At 64.9% G+C, this 22799-nt stretch carries 25 protein-coding genes and 2 pseudogenes; 15 read left to right on the forward strand and 12 right to left on the reverse strand.

Annotated elements, in window-relative coordinates:
* Positions 1–64 precede the first annotated feature (64 nt).
* The 8 genes and pseudogenes from HNP51_RS10440 to HNP51_RS10470 form a co-directional block, all read left to right on the forward strand.
* Positions 65–265, forward strand: a pseudogene (locus HNP51_RS10440) (metallopeptidase TldD-related protein); the annotation flags it as partial.
* A 143-nt stretch (positions 266–408) separates the two neighbouring features.
* The gene (locus HNP51_RS10445; protein WP_184269729.1) at positions 409–576 is read left to right on the forward strand and encodes a hypothetical protein; all 168 of its coding nucleotides are present in this window, start codon (positions 409–411) and stop codon (positions 574–576) included.
* Positions 577–1197: 621 nt separating this feature from the next.
* Positions 1198–2193, forward strand: coding sequence for a sensor histidine kinase (locus HNP51_RS10450; protein WP_184269727.1), 996 nt, complete (start codon positions 1198–1200; stop codon positions 2191–2193).
* Positions 2194–2466: 273 nt separating this feature from the next.
* Positions 2467–3540, forward strand: a complete 1074-nt coding sequence (locus HNP51_RS10455) for a PHB depolymerase family esterase (RefSeq protein WP_184269726.1) — start codon at positions 2467–2469, stop codon at positions 3538–3540.
* A gap of 44 nt (positions 3541–3584) precedes the next feature.
* Positions 3585–3875 carry a hypothetical protein gene (locus tag HNP51_RS10460; protein ID WP_184269724.1) on the forward strand — a complete coding sequence of 97 codons (291 nt, stop codon included), beginning with the start codon at positions 3585–3587 and terminating at the stop codon, positions 3873–3875.
* A 206-nt stretch (positions 3876–4081) separates the two neighbouring features.
* The gene (locus HNP51_RS18990) at positions 4082–4507 is read left to right on the forward strand and encodes a RepB family plasmid replication initiator protein (protein ID WP_409360117.1); all 426 of its coding nucleotides are present in this window, start codon (positions 4082–4084) and stop codon (positions 4505–4507) included.
* Positions 4473–4757 (forward strand): CopG family ribbon-helix-helix protein, encoded by a 285-nt coding sequence (locus HNP51_RS10465; protein ID WP_184269722.1) that lies wholly within the window; start codon positions 4473–4475, stop codon positions 4755–4757. The genes HNP51_RS18990 and HNP51_RS10465 overlap by 35 nt, the downstream gene beginning before the upstream one ends.
* The gene (locus HNP51_RS10470) at positions 4718–5032 is read left to right on the forward strand and encodes a type II toxin-antitoxin system RelE/ParE family toxin (protein WP_184269720.1); all 315 of its coding nucleotides are present in this window, start codon (positions 4718–4720) and stop codon (positions 5030–5032) included. Before HNP51_RS10465 ends, HNP51_RS10470 begins: the two co-directional genes overlap by 40 nt.
* 118 nt (positions 5033–5150) lie before the next feature.
* Here HNP51_RS10470 and HNP51_RS10475 read toward each other — a convergent pair whose 3' ends face one another.
* Entirely contained in the window at positions 5151–5300 is a 150-nt protein-coding gene (locus tag HNP51_RS10475; RefSeq protein WP_184269718.1) for a hypothetical protein, read from the reverse strand.
* Between the two features lie 501 nt (positions 5301–5801).
* On the opposite strand from HNP51_RS10475, the gene HNP51_RS10480 reads away from it, so the two are divergent.
* Positions 5802–6425: a hypothetical protein gene (locus HNP51_RS10480; RefSeq protein ID WP_184269717.1), complete on the forward strand. Its 624-nt coding sequence runs from the start codon at positions 5802–5804 to the stop codon at positions 6423–6425.
* A 195-nt stretch (positions 6426–6620) separates the two neighbouring features.
* Here the strand turns inward: HNP51_RS10480 and HNP51_RS10485 are convergent, their stop codons facing one another.
* From HNP51_RS10485 to HNP51_RS10495, 3 genes are all read right to left on the reverse strand, one after another.
* A complete protein-coding gene (locus HNP51_RS10485; protein WP_184269715.1) occupies positions 6621–7010 on the reverse strand; it encodes a hypothetical protein in 390 nt (129 codons plus the stop codon).
* A 2-nt stretch (positions 7011–7012) separates the two neighbouring features.
* On the reverse strand, positions 7013–7831 hold the full coding sequence (locus HNP51_RS10490) for a TIGR02587 family membrane protein (RefSeq protein ID WP_184269713.1): 819 nt from the start codon (positions 7829–7831) through the stop codon (positions 7013–7015).
* A gap of 149 nt (positions 7832–7980) precedes the next feature.
* Positions 7981–8874, reverse strand: a complete 894-nt coding sequence (locus tag HNP51_RS10495) for an SDR family oxidoreductase (RefSeq protein WP_184269710.1) — start codon at positions 8872–8874, stop codon at positions 7981–7983.
* A 361-nt stretch (positions 8875–9235) separates the two neighbouring features.
* On the opposite strand from HNP51_RS10495, the gene HNP51_RS10500 reads away from it, so the two are divergent.
* The 3 genes from HNP51_RS10500 (at position 9236) to HNP51_RS10510 (ending at position 12647) form a co-directional block, all read left to right on the forward strand.
* Positions 9236–11188, forward strand: a complete 1953-nt coding sequence (locus HNP51_RS10500; RefSeq protein ID WP_311769934.1) for an AsmA family protein — start codon at positions 9236–9238, stop codon at positions 11186–11188.
* 120 nt (positions 11189–11308) lie between these two features.
* Positions 11309–12250 carry an NAD(P)/FAD-dependent oxidoreductase gene (locus tag HNP51_RS10505; RefSeq protein ID WP_184269708.1) on the forward strand — a complete coding sequence of 314 codons (942 nt, stop codon included), beginning with the start codon at positions 11309–11311 and terminating at the stop codon, positions 12248–12250.
* Positions 12251–12359: 109 nt separating this feature from the next.
* Entirely contained in the window at positions 12360–12647 is a 288-nt protein-coding gene (locus HNP51_RS10510; RefSeq protein ID WP_184269706.1) for a SemiSWEET family sugar transporter, read from the forward strand.
* A gap of 518 nt (positions 12648–13165) precedes the next feature.
* Here HNP51_RS10510 and HNP51_RS10515 read toward each other — a convergent pair.
* The 6 genes from HNP51_RS10515 to HNP51_RS10540 form a co-directional block, all read right to left on the reverse strand.
* Positions 13166–14338, reverse strand: coding sequence for a zinc-dependent alcohol dehydrogenase (locus HNP51_RS10515; protein WP_184269704.1), 1173 nt, complete (start codon positions 14336–14338; stop codon positions 13166–13168).
* 18 nt (positions 14339–14356) lie between these two features.
* On the reverse strand, positions 14357–14905 hold the full coding sequence (locus HNP51_RS10520; RefSeq protein ID WP_184269702.1) for an SRPBCC family protein: 549 nt from the start codon (positions 14903–14905) through the stop codon (positions 14357–14359).
* Positions 14906–14952: 47 nt separating this feature from the next.
* Positions 14953–15411, reverse strand: coding sequence for a hypothetical protein (locus tag HNP51_RS10525; protein ID WP_184269700.1), 459 nt, complete (start codon positions 15409–15411; stop codon positions 14953–14955).
* A 1-nt stretch (position 15412) separates the two neighbouring features.
* Complete coding sequence (locus tag HNP51_RS10530) at positions 15413–16009, reverse strand: DUF4142 domain-containing protein (RefSeq protein WP_184269698.1); 597 nt, start codon at positions 16007–16009, stop codon at positions 15413–15415.
* Positions 16010–16412: 403 nt separating this feature from the next.
* Positions 16413–17138, reverse strand: coding sequence for a DUF72 domain-containing protein (locus HNP51_RS10535; RefSeq protein ID WP_184269696.1), 726 nt, complete (start codon positions 17136–17138; stop codon positions 16413–16415).
* A 46-nt stretch (positions 17139–17184) separates the two neighbouring features.
* A complete protein-coding gene (locus HNP51_RS10540) occupies positions 17185–17433 on the reverse strand; it encodes a hypothetical protein (protein WP_184269694.1) in 249 nt (82 codons plus the stop codon).
* Between the two features lie 190 nt (positions 17434–17623).
* Here HNP51_RS10540 and HNP51_RS10545 point away from each other — a divergent pair, with 190 nt between their 5' ends.
* The 3 genes and pseudogenes from HNP51_RS10545 to HNP51_RS10555 all read left to right on the forward strand — a co-directional run bounded on the left by HNP51_RS10545 (position 17624) and on the right by HNP51_RS10555 (position 19033).
* Positions 17624–17818 carry a hypothetical protein gene (locus HNP51_RS10545; RefSeq protein WP_184269693.1) on the forward strand — a complete coding sequence of 65 codons (195 nt, stop codon included), beginning with the start codon at positions 17624–17626 and terminating at the stop codon, positions 17816–17818.
* Between the two features lie 78 nt (positions 17819–17896).
* Positions 17897–18115 carry a hypothetical protein gene (locus HNP51_RS10550; RefSeq protein ID WP_184269691.1) on the forward strand — a complete coding sequence of 73 codons (219 nt, stop codon included), beginning with the start codon at positions 17897–17899 and terminating at the stop codon, positions 18113–18115.
* Positions 18116–18263: 148 nt separating this feature from the next.
* Positions 18264–19033: pseudogene (locus HNP51_RS10555) on the forward strand (IS5 family transposase).
* A gap of 263 nt (positions 19034–19296) precedes the next feature.
* Here the strand turns inward: HNP51_RS10555 and HNP51_RS10560 are convergent.
* Together HNP51_RS10560 and HNP51_RS10565 are read right to left on the reverse strand one after the other, a co-directional pair.
* Positions 19297–21015 (reverse strand): DEAD/DEAH box helicase, encoded by a 1719-nt coding sequence (locus HNP51_RS10560; protein ID WP_184269689.1) that lies wholly within the window; start codon positions 21013–21015, stop codon positions 19297–19299.
* A gap of 123 nt (positions 21016–21138) precedes the next feature.
* Positions 21139–22530 carry a CarD family transcriptional regulator gene (locus HNP51_RS10565; RefSeq protein WP_184269687.1) on the reverse strand — a complete coding sequence of 464 codons (1392 nt, stop codon included), beginning with the start codon at positions 22528–22530 and terminating at the stop codon, positions 21139–21141.
* Between the last annotated feature and the right edge of the window lie 269 nt (positions 22531–22799).

Below are 22799 nucleotides of genomic sequence, written 5' to 3' on the forward strand. Positions count from 1 at the left end.
GGCCTTGGCCTCCCCAGCGCAAAACCGACCGCAGCCTATCATCATTGCCAGACGCTTCTTGATGATGATCGCCTCGACCAAGCGCGGCCTCTACGCGGCTAACTTCGGCGGCGGTCAGGTGCTCAGCACAAACGGCAAGTTCGTCTTCCAGCGCACCGAGGCCTATCTGATCAAGGACGGCAGGATCTCCGCCCCCGTCCTCGGCGACCCCAGCCTCACCGTCTTCGGCAAGTCCGGCCAGGGCGTTCCCGGCGGCATCGGCTAAGCACGAATCATCCCAATGTAACGCTGTTTTCAGAATTGTTTGTGAACCAATCTTGGCCAGTCTCGTATATTGGCCATGCTTAGCTTGTCGTCCGCTGCCCTTATCGCCCTTCGCCTTCGCTCGAGTGATCCGGCGAAGGGCCAATGAGCTACTATCGTCTGCGCGCCTTGCGCGCCAAGGAGTCGGCGCATTCGAGGGATTGCGAGAAGGAGCGTCTGCATCTTCTTCGCCTCGCCTGTCTTTACGAGCAAAACGCCAGGCTGGAAGAACGCGCACGCCGTCAACAGTTGCGCCGCCCTTCCGAACGATGATCGCTTGATCAGGAGCGCTCGCCGCGGGTGACGATTTTAGAGGAACGGAGAACGATCTGCAGCCATGAGGTCACGATCACGCCGCCGCCATTCCCAAACTGTCCCGCGGAAGATGCGGATCGGCCGCTGACGAGCCCAGGACTTCGCCGCCTGTCAGCAGAGGTGACATCAGGGCAGGCCGCTTTTTTCTCCAATAGCTCAGGGGTCGCTCCAGCCCATGACCCGAAAGCGGGCCTGGCGGCTTGCTAAAGAGCTGGACGCCGGCATGCAGACGCCCATTACGAACGATGGCGTTGTAGCCGGTTCCTCTGCTGCTCGTGGATCCGCTGATCGTCGCTCGGTGAGAGCTGACGTCGTGGCGGCGGACGTCAGGTGGGTCCTCCTCTGCGATCTCGAGTCCGCGAATCCGGACCGGGCGCGAACGCTCGCTGCCTGGGAGGACGGCGCGGCGGTTTCATTGCCGCCGCCATCGCAAGACTGAATTTCCAATGGCGGAGACATCTCGCCTGCCGCAGGGACTGACCTGATGGCCCCTGGGTCGCATCGCTTGGCGCTTGCTCTGACGCCTCGATCGGGTCCAGTAAGCTCGACCGTCCCGAAAGGGACAACGGACGCCAAGCCATGAACCAGCCGACCGCTCCCGTCTGGGCCCCGCAGCATCTACGGCTGGGCATACGGGCCGCAGGCGTGGCCCTCTGGTCCTGGAACGTCGAGAGCGACCGCCTTACCATGGATGCCGTCGGCTATGCCCTGTGGAATGTTCCAAAAGACTTGGAGGTCGCTTTTGAAGACCTCTCCAGACACATCCATCCCGCCGACAGGGATCGCGTCCGCGCGGCGTTCAATGCGACGCGGGGTATCCTGGGACCCTATGAGATCGATTTCAGGATTCTCGTCGAGGATGAGGTCCGCTGGATTTCCGCCCGTGGACGAGGCGATGATGAAGGCATAATCGGCAACGTCATGTATGGCGTCTTCCTTGACGTGACAGGCCGCAAGCAGGCTGAAGAAGCCCATGAGCTTCTGGCTGGCGAGATGAGCCACCGGGTCAAGAACCTGATCGCAATCGCCGGCGCCCTCACCTCCATGTCATCCAGGGCTCCGGGAACAAAGGAGGAAATGGCGAGCGAACTGACCAGCCGCCTCGCCGCCCTTGGACGTGCGCATGACCTCGTCCGCCCCGTACCGGGTCAAACCGAAAACGCCGCCCTTCTCGCTGATCTTATGTCCATCCTGCTGAACCCCTACGACGACCTCGGCGCGTTCAGCGGCCGCATTCGGGTGGCGGCTCCGCGAATAGGCATCGGTGAAGGCGCCGCCACCGATCTGGCGCTGGTTATCCATGAACTGGCGACGAACTCGCTCAAATACGGTGCGCTCTCGTGCGCCAGCGGGCTGCTCGACCTGACGTGCACCGTCGTCGAGGACGAGGTGATCATGGTCTGGACGGAGCACGGCGGTCCGGCTGTCACGCCCCCCAACGACGCCCTTGGCTTTGGCAGCCGTCTTCTCGACCTGATCGTCACCCGGAAGCTGCGGGGGTCCATCGACTACCAGTGGAACCCTGAGGGTCTGATCGCCACTGTGCGCTTGAGGACAGAGAGACTGCTGGCCTAGGGCCGCGCAGTCAGGAGCTGACGCGCACCTCGCCGCCCGCCATCACCGTCCCCGGCAGATCAGCCCCCCCCCTACACAGCCGCGGCGTCGATCCAGGCGTGCTCTTTCGTGATCATGGTCGCGCGCCGTTTGACGGGCGGATGGACCTTGTTCTCCTGCGGCCTCCCTGACGCCACAGCGAAGCCTGGCCGGAAAAACGCCGCAGCGGCGAGCGATGCTGCGCTGCAACAACCATATAGACTGGAGCCGGGTCGCCCGGCGACGGATAGCGCCATGGCTAAGAATCACACCTCGCCCTCCCGCCTTCGGGCCGTTCAGGATTTCGGCGCCAATCCCGGAAACCTCAGGATGAAAACCTACACCCCGAGCGGAGGGGCGCCGGAGCGCTGCGGCCTGGTGGTCGTCCTGCACGGCTGCACCCAGACAGCGGCGGGCTATGCGGAAACCGCCGGATGGCTGGATCTCGCTGACCGATTTGGCTTCGCCCTGATCTGTCCGGAACAGAACCGAGAGAACAACGCCAATCTGTGTTTCAACTGGTTCGAACCCGGAGATATCGCTCGTGGTCAGGGCGAGGCGGCGTCGATTGCAGCCATGGTGGACTTCGCCGTGGTGGAGTTCGCCGCCGCCCCCGAACGGGTCTATGTCACAGGCCTGTCAGCCGGCGGCGCCATGACATCGGTCATGCTGGCGACCTACCCGGAGCTGTTCGCCGGCGGGGCTGTGATTGCGGGCCTCCCCTACGGCGTCGCCTCCAACCTCCAACAGGCGTTTAACGCCATGGGGGGCGCAGCCCCCCTGACAGATGAGGCTCTGGGGGACCGGGTGCGCGCCGCCAGCGCCTACACCGGGCCTCGACCGCCCGTCTCCGTCTGGCATGGCGACGGCGACGCCACGGTCCGCCCCGCCGCTGGCGACGCCGTCCTGCGTCAGTGGCGGAATGTGCATGGGGCCCTGCCGACCGCCCGCCAAGCCAGGACGCCGGACGGACGGATATTTCAGGCCTGGTTTTCGCCAGAAGGGGCGCTGGCCGTGGAGCGTCACTTCATTCCCCGCATGGCGCACGGCACGCCGGTCAAGACGGCAGGGCCCGACAGCTATGGCAGGGTCGCACCCTATATTCTGGACGTGGGCGTCTCTTCCAGCTTCGAGATCGCCATGGGCTGGGGGCTGGCCACGCTTGACGCCAGGCGCAGCCTCGGAGACGATCCGGGCTCGCTCCGCCCCTCGTCTCATGAGCCGACAGGTCGTCGTCGCCCCGATGTTTTGGTCAGGGCTCGACAAAGGGACAACCCCGCCCTTCGGGTCATTGAGGAGGCCTTGCGCAAGGCCGGATTGATGAAATGAAGTTGGGCCTCGGCCTGGCCTCATCCCTGTGCGACACCTGATTTATGACGGATGAACGGAAGCAGAAGCTGGCCGGCGAGCGCGCCGAGCTCTACGCCCCGGCGCCCACGGGCGGATCGACCATGGCCGGGCTCTGCGCCGGTACGGTGAGCCTGCTCGGCGTCTTCGTGGTTTCAGGCTTCTATGGACATGACGTCGAAGACCATCTTGTGCTGGCCGCCGTCGCTACAGCGGTCGGCTTCCTTGCCGGTGTGATCGGATACACAAAAGTGGCTCGCGCAAACCGTCGCGCGGTCAGGACGGAGCGGCAGGCCATCGACGACGGCAAACCGTGAAGTCGTAGGCCGCCCGAGGATCTCAGGTCATCGCTGACCGCGCCAACCGTCAGGATCAGCTCATCGCGCCGGGCGACGTGTGGGACCTTCAGTTCAGGGACCAGTTAAAGACCCTAACTCTGCTGGCGTCCAAGCTACTGCAGCTGTTGATGGACGCCGCCGGGGCCGACCTGCGCCGAAAAGGTGCATAGCGCCCCGATCAGGCATTGAACGACGCTTTCCACGTCTCACGGGAGGAGTTCGTGGAGACGTGCCGTGAACTGTTTGGCACGACGGTCCGCATGGCGATCATCACAGGACGAGGCAGGGCCGAGAAGATCGGGCCGCTACTGTCAGACGTGGAGCGCGACCTGGACGACGGCCGCGGCTCAGAGGTCCACTTCCAAATCTCGCCGGTCTTGCGCCTGGTCCTCGCCCAGTCGAACCACTGGGCGGCCCTGTCGCGCCGCGCGGTCATGGCGTTCGCGAGCCGCTACGCCTTACGGCTCTACGAGGTCATCGCCATCCGTTTTCATCTCCGAAAGCCTCCTGTTTTTCGCTCAAGCAAACGGCCATTGTGTTACAATGCACTTCTCTGGCAACACACGAGGCGTTCCCATGAACGAAGCCACCTTCACCTTCCGGGTCGATGAGGTCCTAAAAAGCGAGTTCACGACGGCGGCTAAGTCCAGTGACCGGAACGCCGCCCAGGTACTGCGCGGCTTCATGCGGGACTACGTACGCCAGCATCAGGAAGCCGCCGAGCATGACGCCTGGTTCCGTCGCCAGGTGCAGATCGGAATCGACGCCGCCAACGCCGGAGATCTAATCTCGACCGAAGAGGTCGAAGCCGAGGCGGCGGCATGGCGCGAGGCGACGCGGCAACGCTTGGCGCACTCGTGAAGCTGGTCTGGACCCGGCCTGCGAGCATCGACCGCAAAGACATTCGAGAATACATCGCGGCAGACAACCCAACCGCCGCCCTGGCATTGGACGAACTGATTTCCGAGAAGGCCGCTCGCCTTGCCGATGATCCTGCCCTAGGCCGGATAGGGCGCGTCCCTGGAACACGCGAGCTGATCGCCCACCGAAACTACGTCCTGGTCTATGACATGGCCGACGATCAGGTTCGCATTCTCCGCGTACTGCACGCCGCTCGTCAGTGGCCTGCGCCTTAGGGGTTCGGGGGCCGCGCCCCTGACGTCCCCAAATGGCCATCCTTCCCCGTAGGGGCTCACCTTTGCGGCACCCAAAGTATTGCGAAAGTCGGCCAAACCAGTCTCGTGTTTTTCCGTTTCAGGTGTCGCGATCCGAGCGTCCGTTCACGTCGTCGATCTTTCCGTTCTCGATTGCCGAAGGCTTGCCGGCCGGGCGGCGGCTATGCCTGATGGCCGCCACGGCGACGGCCGTGAACAGCAGGCAGAGCGCGATCAAAACATAGTTCATGATCTGTCTCCCATACCCCAACCTCGTCCAAGATGTTTGAAGACGTTGCCGGCGAGGACCAGCCCAACAGCCACCGGAACCGCGAAGACGAAGACAAGGAGAAACGCGGCTAGGGTGTTCATAAGGATGGAGCGTCGCCCGGCGCTGCGAAGTTCCCACCCGCGTCTCAGAGCCCCCGGAGCAACCGACAGCCCGCGGAGCCGTTCATCGCGAAACCTTCACCTTGACGAGCAAACCATGACCTCAATCCGCTGCCTGCCCGCCGCCGCTCTCGCTGTCGCTCTCGCCGCCTCCCCGGCTGCAGCTCAGAACTCCGGCGACGCGCCTTCCCAGCAGCAGGAACGAATCGGAGCGATTCTTGGCGCGCTTTTCGGCGATCGGTTAGGCGTTACGACATCGATCGAAGCCCAGTGGGCCGCAGGACGCACCCCCCTTCTGACCCAGCGAAACCAGTTCACCGCTCGCATTGATTCCGATGTCCGGTCCGGCGCGATCAATCAAATGACCGCAACCCGACTCAAGAGCGACTATGCGGCGCTCGTGGATCTTGAAACCCGCTACGGATCCGATCGCCGCTTTACAGCGGAAGAACGTGCGGACCTGGCCAGCCGCTACGAAGCCCTGACCCGTGTGCTTGCGGACGGCCGCTATGCCGACCCCTCGTCGGAAGTCGCCTCTGTCGTCGCTGGTAAGGCGGAATTTGACCGCCGGGTCGATACAGCCGTGTCGGCGCGTCGCCTGAGCCGCACGGAAGGGTCGCGGCTGAAGGCCGACTACGCCGCCCTGATCCAGGTTGAAGCGGGGTATCTGCGCGACGGCCAGATCACGGCTCGCGAACGCGAGGATCTCGATTCCCGGCTGGACGCCCTCGACGCCCGCGTCGGCGACGTGGGATACGGGAGCGGGACACCGGTCCAGACACCGCGCAGTCGTCTGGACGCCGTCCTTCGGAGCCTGCCCTATTCGGGCCTTTCCGCCGCCGCCCAGACGCAGCTGCGCATCGAGCACGGCGACCTTGACCGACTCGCTGCGGCTTATGAACGCCTTGCTCCGTCGGCGGATGACCGGACCTATCTGGAACGGCGGGTCGGCGAACTCGAGACGCGGGCCAAGGTGCGGCGGTGAAGCGTCGGGCGTTCGGCACGCGCGGGGTAGAGGCGAAGCCGATCGCCGACCTGCCTCGTAACGTCCGGCCGCGGCCATTCCGGGAGCAGTCCGGCCCATTCAGGCAAGACATGCGGCTTGGCCGCTGAAAAGCTGAGGGCTTCGGAACCTGCCAGCTGAGGTCAATCAAGGCAGGCCGCTGGCTTGTCCCATGGCTCAAGGATCGCTCCATCCCATCACCCGAACGCGGGCCTGGGGTTTCGCACTGGAGGAAAACACCAGGGTCGCCCGCTTTTCACCGCGCCCCGGCACGTAGTCGAGGCTGGCCTGGGCTCGCTCCCCTTCGGATTCGCCTTCTATCTCGACAGCGGCCGCCGTCATGTCGCCCTTGTTGAGCACCCTGACCTCCACAGCCCAACCGGATGCGACGGGCCGGGGGGCCTCCGTTCTGACGGAGAGGTCCGGCGGCGACTGATGAGCGAAAGCGGAGCGCGCGAGCACCACGATTGCGGCCAGGGTGACGATGAGACCCAGGAAGGCGCACAAGGCCTGCAACCGGGACGACGTCCCCCCGTCGGATGTTCTGCGGTTCTTCATCCCGGTCATACTCACACCAGAAGCCGGGCGGCTGCGGCCCCCAGAGCGGCGGGGAAAGCCAATACGACCACATTGGCCGTTACAGCCCCCGCCCCATGTCCATCGACAGCGGCGAAGGTCCACAGCATGGCGAGGCTCGCCGCCAGACAAAGGGCGTAACCAGGCAGGGTGAAGTGCAGGAAGGCGCGAAGCGGCGTTTCCTTCTCTTCCTGGCCTGCAAAGCCTGCTTCGAAGACGATGACATGCAGAAGAAATATCGACACGACCAGAAGCGCCAGAGCGCCCAACGGCGTGGTCAGATAGGCGATCAGTCGCATTTCTTCGGTCGGCGCGAGATTCATGGCGAAATAGAGCGCACCCGCCAGCATGAGAAAGAGCTCGCCGGGATAGGAGGCCTCGTCCTCGTCCCCCTGTTTTCCGTCGCCCGAAAGCTGGCGGCGCGCCACCAGGGCGCCAAGAGCCGCCGGCGCCGCCTGGAGAGATATCTGTCCGGTCGCCGACGTCAGGGAAGCGTAATCAAGGACATTGAACAGAGCCAGGAGCGCGGCCGAGGTCACGTAGCCGACGGCGAGCGCGACCAGGGTGTCCAGAGTGTTGTTCATCAGACCCCTGCGCGCCGAGAAGCCCGCGTAATGCGCCAGACCGTAAAGCACCGGCAGCGCCCCGAGCACAAAGGCGAGGCGTCGCAACGGGGGCGCGGATACGCCCAGAGCCCACATCTCCATCGTCATCAGAAGAGGCAGGCTGAACAGCAGGGCCCCGCCGAAGGCGCGGCCGAGATCCCCGAGATAGCTCAGTTCCGATTTGGCCCCATGAACTGCGGCTTGCATCCTTCCCCCTCACCTCACTGGCCGTCGTGGTTCGACGCGTTCCGTCGTCTGCGCGAGGCCGCCGGGCCGCGCAGTCCGAAGCGTGCCTGGAGCCAACGTCGACCCAGCCTTGCTGTTCCTCTCTGTCGACGACCCTGCTTTGGGACGTCTCAGCCGACCCCCGCCCCACCGGTGACGCCCCATACCTCTCCCGTGACAAAACTGGCTTCCTGTGAGGCCAGCAGCACATAGACAGGGGCGATCTCCACAGGCTGTCCCGGACGGCCGAAAGCGCTATGGGCGCCGAACTGCTCGACCTTCTCCTGCGGCTGGCCGCCGCTGGGCTGCAGCACCGTCCAGAATGGCCCAGGCGCTACGGCGTTCACACGCACGCCCTTGTCGATCATCTGTTTGGCCAGGGCCTTGGTGTAGGCGACAATACCGGCCTTGGTCGTGGCGTAGTCCAGCAGGATGTCAGACGGCTCATAGGCCTGAATCGAGGCGGTGGTGATGATGGACGCGCCCGCAGGCAGGTGCGGCTCCGCCGCCTGACACAGCCAGTGCAACGCGTAGAGGTTGGTTTTCATCGTCGCGTCGAAATCCTCTGTCGAGACCTTCGACACGTTCTCTCGGTATTGTTGATGTCCGGCGTTGACGACGAGAATGTCCAGTCCGCCGAACCCCTCAACGACGCGCTCGACCATGGTCGCGTTCCAGGCCTCGTCGCGGATGTCGCCCGGCAGGGCCAACGCCCTGACCCCGGCTTTCTCGATCAGGGCGATCACCTCCCTGGCGTCCGCATCCTCGGACGAAAGATAGCCGATCGCCACGTCTGCGCCCTCGCGGGCGAAGGCGATGGCGATCGCCCGCCCTATGCCGGAATCTCCGCCCGTGATCAGGGCCTTGCGCCCCTTTAGCCGACCATGGCCGACATAGCTGTCTTCGCCGTGATCCGGCCTGGGGCTCATGCGACCCGCCAGCCCCGGCTCGGGCTGGGGCTGGCGGGGAAAAGGCGGTCGGGGGTACTGTCGGCGGGGATCCTGCATGGCGAGGCGATCGGACATCGGGTCATCCTTGTGAGGAGGCGCGCGACGTCAGACGGCGCGCTGGAACATGCCGGTCTAATGTCCTCGCCGCGCCGCTCGTTCCGCTGCGCAGACCGGCTGCATGACCGCGGCGGAGCTCAGGCTTGCTTGCCGTCCCGACCTCCGCCCTCTTGGGTTCTTTGGCGATCAGATCACGATCGCGTCTCCGCCGGGATTTCGCCATGGCGCCCTTTGCCGTCTCGGGCGTTGATCAGCTTCACCGGAGGCGATCTTGATCAACCGACCTGGCCCGAAATCAGTCCCTCAATCTCTGCGTGCAGCCGTGATTTCCGGCTGGAGTCTGGTGAAGGACAGGGCGGACCGGCTCAAGACGTATGTGGTGGCCGAAGACCCTGTCTGGCTGGCGTTTCGACATCCAGGAAGGCCGGAGGCCGTGGCGGTGGGGATAACCCTGGCCCTGGCGTTGGGTTGTCTGTTGTTCCTGGTTCTGTTCGACTGGAACTGGCTGCGCGGACCGATCAGCCGCGCAGCGTCCGCCTCGACCGGCCGCGAGGTCCTGCTGAACGGCGATCTGGATGTCAGGCTGTTCAGCTGGACCCCGTCGGCCACGGTGCGCAGGCTCAGTATCGGCGGCCCCGCATGGGCGCGCGGTCGGAATACGGCCGAGGTCGAACAGCTGGACGTCTCGGTTCGGCTGCGTCGGCTGTTCCTGGGCCAGGTGGAGGTGTCATCCCTGACCATGACGCGCCCGACGGTTCATCTGATCGTGGACGCGCAAGGCCGGCGCAGCTGGGACCTGAAACCGGATCGACCCGACGACGGTCGCGGGGCGAAGCTGCCGGTCATCCAGCGTCTGGTCATCAAGGACGGCCGCCTGACGCTGGACGAGCAGCGACGGGGCATGAAGCTCGACGCCATGCTCGCCGCGCGCGAAGCGCGGTCTCCCGAGGACGGCGAAAGCGGTTTCCAGCTTGACGGCAAGGGGACGATGAACGGCGCGCCGCTAAGCCTTAGGGTCACGGGCGGCCCCTTCGTCAATATCCGCCGAGACCGGCCCTACGCCTTCACCGCCGATCTGGCAGGGGCCGGGTCGAGACTGAAGGCAGAGGGCGCCGTCACCCGGCCCTTCGACCTTGGGCGTTTCAACGCCGTGCTGGAGCTGGAAGGACGGGACCTGGCCGACCTCTATCTGCTGACGGGCATCACCACGCCGAACACGCCGCCCTACAGATTGAGCGGCCGCCTCAGCCGCGACGGCGCCCTGTTCCGCTTCGCCGATTTCAGCGGACGGGTCGGATCGTCAGACCTGTCGGGAACGCTGGAGGTGAACAAGATGGGCGCACGCCGCCGGGTTGATGCGGAACTGGTCTCTCGCTCGCTCGACATTGATGATCTCGCGGCCGTCCTCGGCGCCCGGCCAAGGGTCACGAGCGGCGGGACGGTCGCCAGCTCTGGCGCCCCCGGCAAACTCCTGCCCGATGCGCCGCTGCGCACCGAAAGGCTTCGCGCCATGGACGGGTCCCTGTCCTATCGCGCCGCTTCGGTGAAGGCCAACACCCTCGACATCCGGCAAGTCCGGCTCGGCGCCGACCTGAAGGACGGGATACTCAAGCTCAACCCGGTGTCCTTCACCTTCAATCGCGGCGAGCTCAACGGGACAGCGCGGATCGACGCCCGCAGGAGCACGCCTTACAGCGCCGTCGATTTCCGCTTGAGCGGGTATACGCTGGAATCGATCATCCCCGCACGAGGGGGCGCCCCGACGGTGACGGGCCGCGCCCTGGGTCGGGCGAAGCTTGAAGGTCCAGGGGCCTCCATCCATGATCTGGCGGCCAACTCCAGGGGAACCATAAGCTTGGTCGTGCCCCAGGGGCGGATGCGATCAGCCTTCGCCGAACTGCTGGGCATCAATGTCGGCGTCGGCTTGCGCAAGCTGCTGTCCGGCGATCAGTCCACATCCGGCATCCGCTGCGCCGTGGCGGATTTCACAGTCGCCGGCGGCGTGGCGACCTCGCGCACCCTTGTGATTGATACAGACGTGGTCCTCGCCCAGGGATCGGGCACCATCGACCTGGGGGCCGAGACGATGAACCTCAGGATCGACGGCGAGACCAAGAAGCCTCGCCTGCTGCGGGTCTGGGCCCCGATCACGGTCAAGGGCCCGCTCGTCTCCCCGAGCCTTGGCGTGGACGTTTCGGCCGTGGCGACCCAGGGCGGGATCGTCGGCGCCCTGGCGACCCTGGTCAATCCGGTCGCCGCGCTGCTGGGCTTCATCGACCCGGGACTGGCGGAAGACGCCGACTGCGGCGCCCTGATCGCCGGCGCCCGCTAGGCCGACTTGCCTTGCCCGTCGCCTGCACCCGGTTGGGACGGCCAGGCTCTGGTCGCCGGGAACGCAACCTCGCCCAGCGTGCTTTGCTCGCCAGGGCAGCAACTCCGGAAGAGCACAAACGTGGCCGCAGAACTGAATGCTCGACGTGATGTCGTCATCATCGGCGCCGGCCCGGCTGGCCTTGCCGCAGCCCTTTATCTGGCGCGATATTGTCGGGACATTCTGGTGCTGCACGACGGCAAGAGCCGTGCGCTAAGGATTCCCCTAACCCACAACGCGCCGGGGTTTCCGGACGGCATTCGCGGACCAGAGCTGATCGCGCGGATGACACGCCATGCCGTCCAGTACGGCGCCGCCGTAGAGGAGGCGGAGGTGATCATGATCGACGCTGTCGCCGACGGATTTCGCCTCCGTCTCAAAGACGGCTCTACGCGAACGAGCCGCGCGGTCATCCTCGCCACAGGCATAGAGCTCAATCAGGTCGATCTGCCGCACGCCGTCCATGAGGAAGCGATCCGAGCGGGCGTGCTGCGTTATTGCCCTGTGTGCGACGGTTATGAGCATCTGGGCATGCGGATCGGCGTGGTCGGTTGCGACAGCAACGGCGCCGCCGAAGCCCTCTTCCTGCGGCAATACTCCGACGACGTCACCCTGATGCCGCTCAGCCATCCCGAACTCTCCCCCGCCCAGGTGCAGGAGTTGGCTGCATCTGGCGTCAGCGTGGAAAAGGGCGCCCTGCTCGCTCTGGAACCGGGTGCGGACCGCATCGGCGTGCGGCTTGAAGGGCGCGCGTCTCTGGAGTTCGACGTCATCTATCCGGCCCTGGGGTGTCGGCCGCGGTCAGTTCTGGCGGAGCAGCTCGGCATCGGTCTGACCGGAGCCGGTTGCGTGTCGGCTGCCTGCGTCGCCGATAGCGGCGTTCCCGGCGTCTTCGCCGCCGGAGATGTGGTGGAAGGTCTGGATCAGATCAGCGTCGCCATGGGTCACGGCGCCATAGCGGCGACAAAGGCTCACAACTGGCTGCGTGAGCAAGATCAAGACACGCTGCAGGCTAAAGCCTAGAGCCCCAAGACTCCCGTCCAATGCCGAGCGATGCGCGCGACGCCGTCAGAGTGATGCGCAACCTTCTGAACTCAGAGGAACAGCGGCTCAACGGGCACGTTGCGGCGTCATGAGCGAACTCGTTGCGAATATCGTGGGCTCGGCGGCGGCCGTCTGCTCCATCACCAGTTTTGCGCCTCAAGGCATAAAGATCTGGAAGGAGAAAGACGCCTCGGCTGTCAGCTTGAAGACCTACGCCCTGACGGTCATCTGCTTCATCCTGTGGGTGGTCTACGGCGTCATGACTGAGGCGTGGCCCGTCACGATCGCGAACGCCTGCGCCCTGGCGATGGCGTCCGGCGTTCTGTTCATGAAGTGGCGCTTCCGGGACGACGCTGCGAAGGCCGCCCATTCCTGAGCCACCCGTGCAGGTGAACACGCCCGACCGCGACGAAGACCTCAACCCGCTCCTGCCGGCATGGATGGCTAACCCCAGCCCGTCCTTGGGCCTCGAAAGGCCGCCAGATTCAGCACGGCGTTATGATCGGATACGCAGGCGGCCAGATGCCTCGCCATGACTTCACGTGTGACCAGATAGGCCAAGATTCCCTCGTACGGCTCCCCGCCTCTACGAGCAAAACTCCAGAAAGGCCTGCCGTCTTGCGAATGCCTGTATTTGGGCCCGTGGCTGCGCGCCGACGGTTCTTGTGGAACACTGGGGCGCGGGCTCCTGACACGCGGACTAGCAGGCGTCGCGCGCTTTGGCGACGACGCCTGCCCGCCGAAGGATGGAGCGCATCACTGCCCCTTTCCCTCAAATGGTTCATCCGCCAAGGGGTTCCATGCGTCAGGCAGAGGCAGCCGACCGGGCCTCGCCGAACCGCTGCCTTAAAAATGGGCCATCTTTCAAAGGGCGCCGCCTGAACCTTCATGCCTTCAAGGCTTGAGGACCACCTTGGTCCACTCATTGGGGTTGTCGTGGAAATTCTTGTAGGCCGTTGCGGCCTCCTCGAGCGGCAGGCGATGACTAATCAGGTCCGTGGTGTCGATCTGGCCGTCCATCACAAGCTCCAACAGTGTGGGCAGGTATTTCTGCACGTGGGTCTGGCCGGTTTTCAGGGTGAGCCCCTTCTGCATGAAGGCGCCGATCGGCAGCTTGTCGCCGATCCCGCCATAAACACCGGGCATGGAAATACGCCCCCCCTTGCGACAGGCCATGATGGCCTCGCGCAGGACATGCTGGCGGTCCGTCCCCAGTTTCGTCTCCTGCTTGACGGCGTCGATGATGTTATCCGGAGCGAAACCGTGCGCCTCCATGCCCACCGCGTCGATACAGGCGTCGGGGCCGATGCCTGCCGTCATCTCCTTGAGAGCTTCAAGCACCTTGACCTCATGATAGTTGAGCACCTCGGCGCCGTTCTGTTTCGCCAGGGCGAGACGGCGCGGATGGTGGTCGATGGCGATCACCCGCCCCGCCCCCATGTGGATGGCGCTCTTGATCGTGAAAAGGCCGACCGGGCCGCAGCCCCAGACCACCACGGTGTCGCCGGGCTGGATCCCGGCGTTTTCCGCCGCCATCCAGCCGGTGGGGAAGATGTCGGAAAGGAAGAGCACCCGCTCGTCTTCGATGCCGTCGGGCACGACGATGGGACCGAAGTCCGAATAGGGAATGCGGGCATACTCGGCCTGCCCGCCTGCGTAACCGCCGGTCAGGTGCGAATAGCCGAACAGGCCCGCTGCCGGGTAGCCGTAGGCGACCTCGGAGGCGTCGGACTTGTCGGCAGGATTGGAGTTGTCGCAGGCTGAATACTGCTCCTTGCCGCAGAAGAAGCACTGGCCGCAGGCGATGACGAAGGGCACCACCACCTTCTGCCCCACCCGCAGGCTGGTGTTTCCGCGCCCCACTTCCACCACCTCGCCCATGAACTCATGGCCGAGAATGTCGCCCCGGTGCATGCCGGGGATGACGCTGTCATAGAGGTGGAGGTCCGAGCCGCAGATGGCGGTGGCGGTGATTTTGATTATGGCGTCTCGGGGATTGACGATCTCGGGGTCGGGGACCGTGTCCACCCGAACATCGTGTTTGCCGTGCCAGGTCAGTGCGCGCATGGAATTCGTCCTTGATGATCAGCCGCGGGGCGCGGCGACGGGAGCCTGGGAGGTGGAAACCTCTCCTGTCTCCATCAGCTGTTTGAAGCGGCGAAGTTCACGTCTGGCCTGAATGCGCGGCTCGCGCTGCATCACCTTGGCCACGAGCTTGCCCACGGCGCCGGCAGGCGGGTCATAGCTGATCATGACGCGCACCTCGGTTCCGCGGCCGAAAGCGTTGTCACGGAACTCGACCCAGCCTTCGTGATCGATGTCCGCTGATTCAGTGGAGCGCCAGGCGATCTTCTCGCCCGGGCGATCCTCGATAATCTCGGTCTCCAGCTGAACCTCGAAGCCGCCGGGCCCGGCTATGATCCAAACGCGTCCGTCGCCGCTGACCGATCGTACATTGGCCATGAAGAGGGGGAGATTCCGGAACTCGCGCCAGAAGCCGTAGAGCTCGGACCGGGGCCGGTTGATCATGACGGCCTGGATGGATGAGGATGAATGGTCCCCGTTGTGAACGTCGTTGTCCAGGAATCCCGTCGACGCCATCTCGGCGTCAGTGCTTGTCTGCTGCGTCCGCATTGGCTCTCTCCGATTGGCTGGGGGGGGGGCGCGGGCGCCTCAGCCGATTACAGTTTCTCGCTCGCCCGCTTCAGGTCCCCGGCGAGCTTGGCGCGGGTCTTGTCGAACCGCGCCTTCTCTTGCGATGCCTGCGCCTCGAGCCGCCCGGTCTCGGCGCGAAGGGCCTCCGTGCTGGCGGCGTAGGCTTGCTCCAGCGCCTCCAGTTCGTCAGCGAGGCGCTGGGCCCGACGTTTCTCGGCGGCGGTCGGCCCCTTACGCGCCTTCACTCGCGCCGTTCGGGGTCCGGTCTTGCCGATGTCGATCGCCAGCCCCCTCTCGACGACCTCCCCTGATCGCGCCCGGGCCGCCTCCGCGTCCTCGGATTCAGGGGCTTCCTTGGCGAGGCCTGAAGCGAAGATGTCCTGCTGGATGCCCCAGGCGGCAAGGGCCTTTGGCCTAGAGGAGGCCGCCACCGTGAAACGATGAAAGCCGTCCGACCATTCAAAGACCTTCAGCCTGGGGGCCATGCTACTCGCCGGAAATCGCCTTCTGGATTTCCTCGGCCTTCTGCAGATGGGCCTCGATCTTGGGCAGGACCGTGCGCGCATGCGTCGCCAGGGCGGGCGCCTCCGCGTTGTCCGAGAAGCCCCGGTGCAGGGTTACGGCCTCCTGGTGAGCCGCGACCTGCTGATCGATGTAGACTTTGTCGAAATCGGCGGCGCCGGCGTCCCTCAGGTTGTCCAGCAGTCCCTTGCGGCGCTGATCGAGTTCCGCAGGCGCCGTCACGTTCGGGGCCGCTGTGGAGGCGGCAGTCTTGAACGCGGCGCTCGCGGCGGTGTGATCCGTCTTGATCATCTGAGCCAAAGCCTTGACGTCAGCGCGGCTGGCCCGCTCCAGAGCAATATCCGCGGCCTGGATTTCATACATGTCCCCCATGGCTGCGGCCGGCACATAGGCGCTGACCAGGTTTCCTCCCATTGTGGCGGCCGAGGTCTGGCCCACCGGCGCTGACACCGCATCCTGAGCCTTGTTCACAGCTTCATTCCCGTCCCGGGGGCTGCAGGCGGACAATAGGGCGGCGGCCGCAGCGGCGGCGACAAAGGTCGAGGCGTGGCGCATGGTCATCAGCTCCTGATTGATGTGAAGAACAAAGCGCCTCCGACGCCATCGGGTTTCCTTCAAAAGGGGGCGGGCGCGGCATTGAGGCCATCGGGCCCCCCCACGACGGGCGGGCGGGCTCACTGTCCGCAAGCCGACACAAGATTCGCGTCTCCGGCGCCGTTTGGGTCGCTCCGGCCAAACACGGGCAATCTCGGCTCGCCGAGAGCGTAATGAGACACCATCGCTCGCTCCGCGTTCCGCTCGCGCGGAGACCAGGCTCTTGCTCTCTCAGAGCTCGCAACCAGGACGAAGCTCGGCGAGGAAGCCCCTTGGTCACGTCCATCATCATGCGCGCTGCCGCCTTGGCCCCCACCGGAGCATTAGGCGATCCTCCTCCTTGGTATGGAAGGCGCTTGCAGGCTGACGACTAGGCGACGTCCGTCATCTGCGCGAGCGCAAGCGCGTCAGCGGCCGCCTCTCCCATGGCGGTGTTATCGAAGATGACCCAGCGGTCGCTATCGCTCGAATCCCATGCCAGCACCTTGTCGCGGATGGTCTCGAGCCGGTCGCGACCATAGGCTGACCGATACATGGCCGGACTGCCGTGAAGACGGAAATAGACGCACCCGTCGCCGCCAGGCAGGGCCGCGCCTGGCGCGGGCTCCGGGTCCGCCGCGACGCGCGCGGCCCCGTGGTGAGCGAGCAGACTATCTGCTTCTTCCGTAAACCAGGATGCGTGCCGGGGCTCGAGGACGATCTGCGCTTCGAGGCGAGCCCGAAAAGCGTCCAGAAAGGCCGCCGTCCTGGCGTTGTTGAAGAGAAGGCTGGGCGGCGTCTGCGCGAGGATCGGACCCAGTCGGTCGCCCAGACTCGCCAGATCGCAGGCTAGTTCCGCGAGCAGGTCGTCGCAGTTCTCCAGCTTCCGAAGGTGAGTGATATCGCGCGGAGCCTTAACCGAGAAGCGAAAATCCGGCGGCGTCGCGGCGGCCCAGCGCGCGAACGTGGATGGGCGATGGCGGCGGTAGAAGGTTGAGTTTATTTCGACGGCGCCGAGGCGCGCGGCGTAGCGCTCCAGCCCACTGCCCGTGACAGGAAACCGGTCTCTCACCTCAGCCGGAATGGCCCAGCCTGCTGTGCCGATCCGGATCTTCATTCTCCCCGGCCCAAGAGGTTCGGGGCCGGACGACAGACCTCCTGGATCACGAGGCGTCGCGACGTGCCGCCATGCCCGGCGTCGTCGGCGCGAGTTCCTCAGCCTGGGTCTTAGGCGGGGGACCGTCAGTCTTCTGGAGACCATCGTCGGGCGTCTGGCGGATCGAGAGTATGGATTCTCCGCTTTTCAACAGGGGCGCGGCGGCGTCCACGGCCTGGGCATCTGTCGGGGACGGCACCCTCAATCTCCGTTCGGCGCCAAGGGCGTCGGCGACGACGATCTCGTAGAATTTCATATCAGCCCTCATCTGGTTCGGACATGATCCCTCGTCGGATCCAGCGCCCTGACTGTCTGGGTTAGCGCGCCGCTCGCCTACCCGTTCCGCCCGCATTTCGGCAGGAGCGGATCTCAGTCATCGGGAACAGACGACGCCTTCCGAGACTTGAAACCCATGCCGCCGTCTCTGCTCGAAGGACCGACCTGGCATGAAACCTGCCGACAAGCCCCCTGTAATGCGCGACCCTCAACGTCTGCTGCGCTTCGCGGGACTGCTCCTCCTCCTGCTTGGTGTCGTCTACCTCGGCACGGCTCTGACGGGCTTTTTAAGAAATCAGGAGAAACGACCCGATCCGAGAATGACGGGCGCGGAGGCTCCGCTTGAGCGCGCCGGAGGCGCTTGACCGTCAACTGACGCACGCCTTGGGTCGTGTATCAGTCTAAAGGAACGTGGTGCGCGCAATCTAGTTACCGGCTCCCTGTTGAACATCAAGGAGACGGATAATTCGATGTGCGCGGATGGGGTTTATGATCGCGACTTTTTCGCCGCCATGGCCGATCGCGGCTTCTACATCTTCACTTCCCGGCCGATCGTCAACGCAAAGCCGCAAGCCTGCGATGCGCTTTCATCGGGCCCGGCTCTTTCGACAGCCGCCCCCTGCGCCGAGGCGAGCGCAGACGCTCAAGCCGAGGCGGCGTGACCGGGTCCCGGCGAAGCTCGATTTACGCCTCTGCTTTAAACCCGCAGATTCTGCCGGACTAGGTAGCGTGGACAAAGTGGATTCCCAAATCACCAGATGACTGATTCAAGGCTGCTCTTTGCGGAGGGTGGCGTTGGTTCGTGGTTTGATGTCGGACGAGGAATGGGCGTTCTTCGAGCCGTTCGTTGTCGAGAAGGGGCCGAGACGGGGGCGGCGTCCTCGTGATCACCGACGGGTGCTGGACGGAGTGTTCTGGATCGCTCGGACAGGCACGGCCTGGCGTGACCTGCACAGCCATTTCGGCGAGTGGAACTCGGTCTATCGGCAGTTCCGGCGCTGGACGCTGGCGGGGACCTGGGAGGTGATGCTGGAGGCGCTGAACGAGGCCGGCGCAGGGCATGGCAGCGTCCAGATGATCGATTCCACCATCATCCGCGCCCATCAGCACGCCGCCGGCGCGCTAAAAAAGGGGATGAGGACCAGGGTCTTGGCCGCTCTCGCGGTGGCTTCTCGACCAAGATCCATCTCCGCAGCAACGCTTTGGGCCTCCCTGTCGCGGTCACGCTGAGCGGCGGTCAGGTCTCCGATGTGAAGGGCTATGCGCCGGTCATGGACGAACCCGGCCCACAGCCTCGCGTGCTGCTCGCCGACAAGGGATACGACGCCGACTTCATCCTGGCCGACCTTGACGCCAGGGATGTCGTCGCCGTCATTCCCGCAAGGCGGAACCGCAAGGTTCAGCCCGTCATCGACGGTCATATCTACGCCCTGAGGAACCTCGTTGAGCGCTGCTTCTCAAGGCTCAAACACAGCCGCCGACTGGCGACCCGATACGACAAGACCGCCGACAGCTTCCTCGGTTTCGTCCTCGTCGCTTCAATCCGCCTGTGGGTCAGGCACTTTGTCCACACCACCTAGAGCAACCCGCGCCTATGTCGGATACAGTCTCGTTCTCCATGACCGCGTTCGCGCCCTGCAGCTCAGCTTGAGCGACACAGTGGCTCTGAACAAGCGTAGTCGCGCGACGGCGCTAGGGCACACGCTTCCAAGGTGTCGGCCTCCGCGGCTTGGAGGCGGCGGCAGGTAAACGAAGCTGACCATTACAACCAGGCGACGCGGAACGCGCGTAGGGCGCGCAGGAGCGCACGACACTCCCTCGACGAGATTAAGCAGAACCCCGTCTATCTGGCTTCTGCGTCGGGCGCTCCCTCCGCAAGCTCAGCCAGAATCGCCTCCAGGAACGCCGGCTCATGCGGCTGGCCGTCGGCGGTATCAATAATGAGGCGTTGAGCCGACCAACGGCGCCCCTCGGCCGCCGGGAGAAGCTTGGCGGCTCCTGCCGACCGCTCCGCTGCAAAACCGAATGCAGTGGCCTTTGGTCCCGACACCACCTCCGTCACGCCGGCGGCGAGGGCGAGGATCGTCAGACGATTGGCATTCATCAGCGCCGTTGCGGCCTCTGGAAGAGGCCCGAACCGGTCTTCGATCTCCTCGTGGAGTTGATCAATCTCCTCCGCGCTTACGAGTCGGGAAAGCCGGGCGTACAAGGAGATGCGCACTGCGGCATCCGGGATATAGTCCTCCGGCAGACGCCCCACGCCGCTCAAGGTCATCCTAGGCCGAACGGGCTCGATCCCAGTCTCGCCACGCGCCGCGCCCAAGGCCTGCGTCAATATTCTCTGATAGAGGCTGGCGCCGATCAGCCTGATATGACCGGCCTGTTCCTCGCCGACCAGATCCCCTCCGCCGCGAAGGTCCAGATCCCGTGCGCTGATGGCGAACCCGGCCCCCAGCCGATCCAGGGCCTCAAGCGTTTGAAGGCGCGCCCGAGTGTGATCGGCGATTTCAGTCTCTGGCTCGATCAACAGATAGGTAAAGCCCTGGCGGCGTCCTCGCCCCACCCGTCCCCTCAATTGATGAAGTTGGGCGAGGCCAAAGCACTCAGGACGCCAGACCAGCATGGTATTGGCACGCGGCACGTCGAGCCCGTTTTCTACAATATTCGTGGCAAGCAGAATATCGCCTTTTCCGCTGGCGAAGTCCGACATGACCCCCTCCATCTCGTCAGGAGGCCGCTTGCCGTGAGCGATAAGGACGTGGAGCTCGGGCGCCAGCTCCGCTAGTCGGATCGCCAGCGGTTCAATATCCTCAATACGAGGCGCGACGACAAAACTCTGTCCGCCGCGGCGCTTTTCGCGCAGGAGCGCCGTCCTTACCGAGGCGGCGTCGTAGTCGGCCAAAAAGGTGCGTACGGGGCGCCGCCGCGCAGGGGGGCTGGCGATTATGCTGACATCCTGAACGCCTACGAGGGCTCTCTGAAGGGTTCGGGGAATCGGGGTCGCAGACATGGAGAGCAGGTGTGACGCCCGGGACGACAACTGGGCCTTGATCCCGGCGCCGAACCGATGCTCCTCGTCTATGATGACCAGGACGGGATCCGCGAAGGCCAGGGTCTCGTCGGCCAGGGCATGCGTGCCGATCACGACCCGGATCGAACCGTCGGCGAGACCGTCTCGCACTTCCCGAGCTTGCGGGGCTTCGATCATGCCCGACAGCAGGCCGACCTGGAATTCGGCGCCCTCGAAGCGTCGGCGGAAGGTCTCGTAGTGCTGGCGGGCGAGGATGGTGGTCGGGGCCGCCAACATGACCTGTCCTCCAGAGAGAGCGACGGCGGCCGCTGCCCTCAGGGCCACCTCCGTCTTGCCGAAACCGACATCTCCACAGACGAGACGGTTCATGGGTCGCCCTGAGGCCAGATCATTCAGGACAGCCTCTATAGCGGCGAGCTGATCCACGGATTCCGGGAACGGAAAGCGGTCCACGAACCGGAGGTAGGCCTGGCGCGGCGGAACGATCTTGGCCGCTTCCGCAGCTTCACGCGCCTTGGCCGTCTCGACCATTTGAGCGGCGGTCGCGTCGATTTGCGCACTGACTTCCGCCCGTCTCTTGGGCCAGCCAAGCGTGTTCAGGCGATGAAGTTTAACTTTCGAAGGTTCAGCGCTGTAACGCCAGATACGATCGAGTTAGTCTACCGGGGCCAGCACGGTCGCTCCCCCGTGATACTCCAGCCGCAAGACGTCGCGCAGAGCGCCGTCGGCCTCAATCTGCTCGAGCGCCCGCAGCACGCCCAATCCGTACTCCTCGTGGATGACGACATCCCCGAGGCGGGTTTCTGTATCGCCGAACGGGTCAGTCGCGGGACGGGCTTCTCGAGCGAGACGACCGCCCATGATGTCTGTCGCCGTCACGACGACCCGGTCCCTCTTCTCATCCTCGTAACCCCTGTCGAGGTCGGCGATGACGAAGACAAGCGCGCCGCGCTCCGCCTCCTCAAGGGCGGTCCAGTTCGAAAGCGGGAGGGCCGTCTCGATACGGTTGCGCTTCAGGAGCCGTGCAATGACCCGCTGCTCGTGAGCCAGCCCCGCGACGATGACCTTACGTCCCTGCGCGCGCTGACCCAGAAGATAGCGTTTCAGCGCGGTCCCTGGGGCGCCCGCCCGGGCGAAATCGGGCGTCGCCTGCACATTTTCCACATCGATCGTCTTCGCCTTTGCAAGGGCCTTGGAGACCTCTCTCAAGGAGAGATAAAGATGATCAGGCGGGGGTGGCTGGCGATCATCGGGGTCGCCGAAAGTCCGACGGGCCTCAAAGGCTTCCAGGACGTGCTCGGCTGTTCGTTCAGCGCGCTCGGCTACGTCGTCCTCCATCAGGAGGACCGCCTTGGGCAGCGCCTCGAACAGGCTGCCGAGAGGCGCGTCGTACCATTCCGCCATCCTATGCTCGTCCCCGGGCGCATCCTGGGCGCCCTCAGCGGCATCATTCAGAACCAGCTCTGATGCTACCGTCAGGGACAGAACGGGCGCGCTGTCGCGAGACCTCTGACTCACAGGATCAAAACGTCGGATTTCCGCCACGCTTCCGTCGTGCGATATTACAATGCGGCAGGGCCAATCCGCCGCCGGCGGATAGACATCCACCACCTCCCCGAGAAGACCGACCTCGCCCGGTTCGTCCACGCGTTCATCGGCGAGGTAGCCGGTCCGGGCGGTGAACCGGCTGAGTGCATCGCGATCAAGCGGCGCTCCCACGGCGACGTCAAACCGGGCGGAGACAACCTCGAACGGAGCCGTCCGCTGCATCGCCGCCTCTGGCGAGGTCACGACCAGCCGTCCGTGACCCGACGGCTCCGACAGCCTCGCGAGGACGGCCATTCGTCTGCCCATGCTCTCCCGCGACGGCGAGGCGCGATCATACGGGAGGCAATCCCATGGCGGAAACACCAGAACGGCGGCCTCCTCAGGAGCGACCATCGCGCTGAGAGCGCGGCCGATTTCATCGGCCCGCCGCTCGCTCGCCGCCAGCACCAGGAGATCGCCGCCCTTGGCCACCCAGGTTTCCATGACGCGCGCCGCCACGGCGGCGGGCGGCGTTCTTACTCCTGGGGATCCGCCATCTCCCTTGGGCGCAGGACCGTCCACCAATGGCTGAACGGCTACGGGGGGCTCAAGCGTGTCAATCATGAAGAGTTCGTGCTCCGGAGGCCTAGCAACACCGTGGCGATGATCCGGTTCTGTCGGCTATCGGACACAATCTTATTGAGCGGGATGATCCTCCGCGGACGACAGGGCCGGCGAGCCCCTCTCTCGCTAGTTTGCCCTCTCGGGTCCTCGCGCACCCCGAGGCT

Source organism: Brevundimonas bullata (assembly GCF_014207965.1).
Lineage (GTDB): Bacteria > Pseudomonadota > Alphaproteobacteria > Caulobacterales > Caulobacteraceae > Brevundimonas > Brevundimonas bullata_A.